Source organism: bacterium (genome assembly GCA_018812485.1).
Lineage (GTDB): Bacteria > JAHJDO01 > JAHJDO01 > JAHJDO01 > JAHJDO01 > JAHJDO01.
Genome location: JAHJDO010000037.1, coordinates 1 through 4,213 on the forward strand (window position 1 = coordinate 1; position 4,213 = coordinate 4,213).

The following is a 4,213-nucleotide window of genomic DNA, read 5'->3' on the forward strand; positions in this document are numbered from 1 at the left end:
CAGTAGAATAATGAGAAAAACATTCAGAAAATCCTTGCAAGTCAGGGTGTTTTTGCTGAATCTTGTGACAGATTTACCATCATTTATTCCAAAATTAGCTTTGCAATTCCGCTTTTGGCGGTTCTATGTCTAGAACCCCAAGAAGGGAGCAAAGCGCAGCTAACACAGGAAGAATCTGATACGCAAAAACAGCTCCTTAAATATCTTGATCAGCAGTTTGGAGTAGAACCTGAACAAAGCACTAAAGCGCCAAAGGAAATCAGGTTTACTACGCCAGAAAACATACAGATTGAAAAATCCATAATTCAAAATATTTTTGAGCGCAGGAATTCGTTTCCTGTGTTGAGTTCCACCTTCATTCAGCAACAATTGGATCAAAAATATAACTATCTCCGGCCAGAACAGAGACAGGCAGTTGAAAAGATTGTCACGTCTCCTGACGGGGTGAATATTATACAGGGTTATGCAGGTACAGGGAAAACAACTATGTTAAAGGCTACTAAGGAGTTATATGAGCAGAAAGGATATAATGTAACAGGTATGAGTTTTACCGGGCAAGCAGCTGATAATCTGCAGCGTGAAACAGGAATTCCGTCTGCAACAATACACTCTCGGTTGTATATGTTGGAACAAGAGGAACTCCAACCAGCTAGGCGATCAACAGTAATGGAAACAATAATGGGAACAAAGCGTCAGGTCTGGATTGTTGATGAAGCGAGTATGACGGGCAATAAGCAGATGTTAGAATTAACACAAAGAGCAAGCAAAGCAAATGCTAAACTTGTTCTCGTTGGAGACGGATCACAGCTGCAAGCCATTAATGCGGGAAAGGCGTTTAGGATTATTTATGAGAAAGATGTATGCGATACAACAGATATGAGAGATATTTTACGCCAGAAACATGAGAATCTAAGAGAAGCAGTTAAGCAAACAGTTTTTGGGGATATTGGAAAAGCGGTTGAAAAACTTGAAGATAATATAGTTGAGAAAAAAAGGACTTTTAATAGGCATGTGCAAATTAGCAATGATTACACTAATCGCTCAAAGGAAGAAAGAGATAAAACCATTATATTAACGGCCACAAATAAGGATCGTGAGCAAATTAATGTTTATATCAGAGATTCTCTTCGAGAGAAAGGAGAGATAGGCAGAACAGGGTTTGCTTTTAATGTTAAAAACAATCGTGACGTTGAAAGTAAAAAGTCTTTTAGTAAGAGAGATAAGGTAGTGTTTTTAAATAATGATCGGGCGCTTGGCGTGAAAAACGGTACTATGGGCGAAGTTTTAGACATTCATAAAAGCGGAGAGATCTCTATCCAAACAGAAAAAGGTGTGAAAAATTTCAATATCAATAAAAATTATAATTGGATAGATCATGGATATGTATTAACTAATTATAAGGGGCAGGGACAGACAGTAAAGAGTGTCTTAATCAACCTTGATACAGAGAAAAGAAGTCTTACAAATAGGAATAGCTTCTATGTTTCAATCTCGCGGGCTACAGACGAGGTGAAAATCTATACGAATGATAAAGAAGGCCTGACAAATTCTCTCAGGACCTGGCAGGAAAAAACAACAACTTATGATCTGAGAAAACCTGAAAATGAGCAAGAAAAAGGTATTGATATGCAAAACATTAAAATGGAAGTAAAAAACATACTATTGAGTTTAGAAAAAGGCAAAGAAGAACCTGAATTAGCTGAGACAAGAAAAGAAGTAGATCGTCAGCTGCAAGGAATAGAAATGTCGCAGGAGGTAAGTATGACAGAAAAGGTAGCGCCTGTGGTAGAAAAATCACAGGCTTTGGAGAAAGAACAAGGGTTGGAAAAAGAGATGGGCATGGATTGATACAAGGGATTAAGCCGAGATACGTGTAAAATAGTACCACTTTTTACCTTATCCGAATAAAGGAGAAGTTTGAAAACACCGGAAGAATTATTAAAATATACAGGGGGTCTTTATAATGAGATACATAAAGACGATCTTCCTCCTCAAAACGAGAGAGAGAAACAAGCTGACATTATTCTATCAAGGTTAAAAAAGTTGATAATAGATCTTATTCTTCAAGGTGTTTCTCTAAAAACCCTAGACGTTGCTTTAATGTATCAATGGGTACGGATAACAACTTGGAATCATGGTATTAAGGAAAAAACTTTTGAGTATTGGATCTCACATCTTGAGCTAGTATATTTCCCTCTTATAAAAATGCTCAAAGAGCTTGAAGCAAGCATTAAAGATGATGGTCCTTCTAAGGATATGAAACAACTTGGCGCTGGACTTGACGAGGTAAAAAACATTGCTCAAAAGACTAGCAAGAAGGAGTATTCACAAGCAGAAATAGTAAGAATGGTGAACATAGCGAACCCAGAGTTATTTCGGCTTACTCAAAGCTTTATTAATGATAAAATTCATCCAGGATTAATAGAAAGCGGTTATTTTTATTATTGGTTGAGAATGTCAATAATGTACGCTAACGGTCCTGAAGAATTCTTTCAAAAACTAGAGAGAAACTGGGATATAGTTATGAAAAGAGTTAATGAATTTGTTGTGAATTTATCTGCGCAAGATAATTAAGAATATTTCTACCCACCCTCTCCTCTTATTCTCATATTTCTCCCCAATTTTACTATGGAATTTTCTCTGCCATTTGCTATGGAATGTATTTTAACATTAAAGTACATGATTCTGAAGTTAGGTAAGGGTATATATAAAACTTTCTTTTATTGTCTATCTGCCTGTAATAGGGTATCCTCATATTTAGAAAAGAAACAGTAGTATGATAAAAAGCAAGGGGAAAGCTTATTGAAATTATGCAGCTAAAATGAGCCAGACACTCTTATTAGGCAAACCAGTTCCTATTAGAAGCCTTTGCTTTAGAAATGAAATGGGAGAATGGCACAGATACAGGGTTTGCACTATATGGGATTACTCATCAGTAAAATTTACTCACACGCCCGCACAGGCTAATCTTGTAAAAGATGAAAATGGCAGGATTGGGGTAAAGATCACAGGCAGAGACAGTGGTTTAGTGAAAGTGGGTGCTAAAAAAGGTATTTTTGATTCTTTGTTTGCTCCCTTCAATGCTCTGAGCAAGAAACCAAAGAATAAATTACTTGGACAAACCAAGCTCAGTTTGGTAGAAGAGGATGGAATGTTGATTGGGAGAGAGTGAATGGAGATGGCAGGCGAATCGGGATTTGAACGATCTTCTTGGCAAGAAGATCGTTGTGTCCATGGGTAGTGGTAGAAACTTAAGGTATAGGTGGAGTGACTAAGGAGAACTGATGGCACGATTATGGCACGATTACGGCACGAATCTCCCACCGAGGCCAAATGAAAATTAATTTTGAATGTAAATCATGCCAGAATACTTGATAGTGAAGTTGGTCAAGTTTCGATAAATGAAGAAACGATGAGGCCGGATTTTGAGAAGAAAATATTATGTTCTTCCTGTGGAGAAATGACAATCGACGAGGTGCTACTCACCGAACTTGGGCAAAGTCAGCTTACAGAAGCAACATGGGATTTATAAGTAAAGGGAAAGCTGTATGGCAAAAATAAAGAATCTTGAAGAATGGGAAAAAGCAAAGAGACGATATCGATTATCAGATATGCATATTCAAATGGCAAGAGAATTAGGGATGAATCCTAAAAAATTCGGTGGACTCGCAAATCATAAACAAGAACAATGGAAAGCGCCATTGCCTTATTTCATTGAGAATATATATTTCAAACGATTTAAAAGGGGAAAGCCAGAAGTTGTGGAATCACTAAAGTAAAGCCAAAGGTAAGGATCGTGCAATATTTCGCGCTTGGCATTTTAGCCATGAAGCATAGCGGTTTTCTTACATTTTTCGGTTAGATTACCCCTTATTAAGCTCAACTCACCCCCCTCAAAATATTGCTTACAATACTTGCGTACAATACCGGGGTCTCAGGGGGATTGCTGCATTTTATATCGATATAGAATACCCCGTAAAATTAAACACTTAGGGGAAAAGTTCCATAGGATTAGCGTTAGCGTCCTGCACGCATAAATATTAATACACGAATCGGCTAGCAGCAAAGCTTTGTTTAATATAACAGACCATCGGTAAACTGTTACATTATGCGTGCAGGAAACTAGAATTTGCTAACTAAAGTTTGTAAGAAATAATCTAAAACGACCCAAAAAGGATAATTCAGGATGGCCAAAAAGTGGTTGAAGAAAAGC

Annotated in this window: 5 protein-coding genes; all 5 read left to right on the top strand. The window is 37.3% G+C overall.

Translation table 11 applies throughout. The features are described 5' to 3' along the window. Nucleotides 1-114: 114 nt before the first annotated feature. The 5 genes from KKC91_02955 to KKC91_02975 all read left to right on the top strand — a co-directional run bounded on the left by KKC91_02955 (nucleotide 115) and on the right by KKC91_02975 (nucleotide 3,779). Nucleotides 115-1,848, top strand: coding sequence for an AAA family ATPase (locus tag KKC91_02955; protein ID MBU0477511.1), 1,734 nt, complete (start codon nucleotides 115-117; stop codon nucleotides 1,846-1,848). 69 nt (nucleotides 1,849-1,917) lie between these two features. Continuing rightward, nucleotides 1,918-2,574, top strand: a complete 657-nt coding sequence (locus tag KKC91_02960; protein MBU0477512.1) for a hypothetical protein — start codon at nucleotides 1,918-1,920, stop codon at nucleotides 2,572-2,574. A 247-nt stretch (nucleotides 2,575-2,821) separates the two neighbouring features. Beyond that, nucleotides 2,822-3,172, top strand: coding sequence for a hypothetical protein (locus KKC91_02965; protein ID MBU0477513.1), 351 nt, complete (start codon nucleotides 2,822-2,824; stop codon nucleotides 3,170-3,172). A 174-nt stretch (nucleotides 3,173-3,346) separates the two neighbouring features. After that, entirely contained in the window at nucleotides 3,347-3,532 is a 186-nt protein-coding gene (locus tag KKC91_02970; GenBank protein MBU0477514.1) for a hypothetical protein, read from the top strand. 16 nt (nucleotides 3,533-3,548) lie between these two features. After that, complete coding sequence (locus KKC91_02975) at nucleotides 3,549-3,779, top strand: hypothetical protein (protein MBU0477515.1); 231 nt, start codon at nucleotides 3,549-3,551, stop codon at nucleotides 3,777-3,779. Nucleotides 3,780-4,213: the final 434 nt, after the last annotated feature.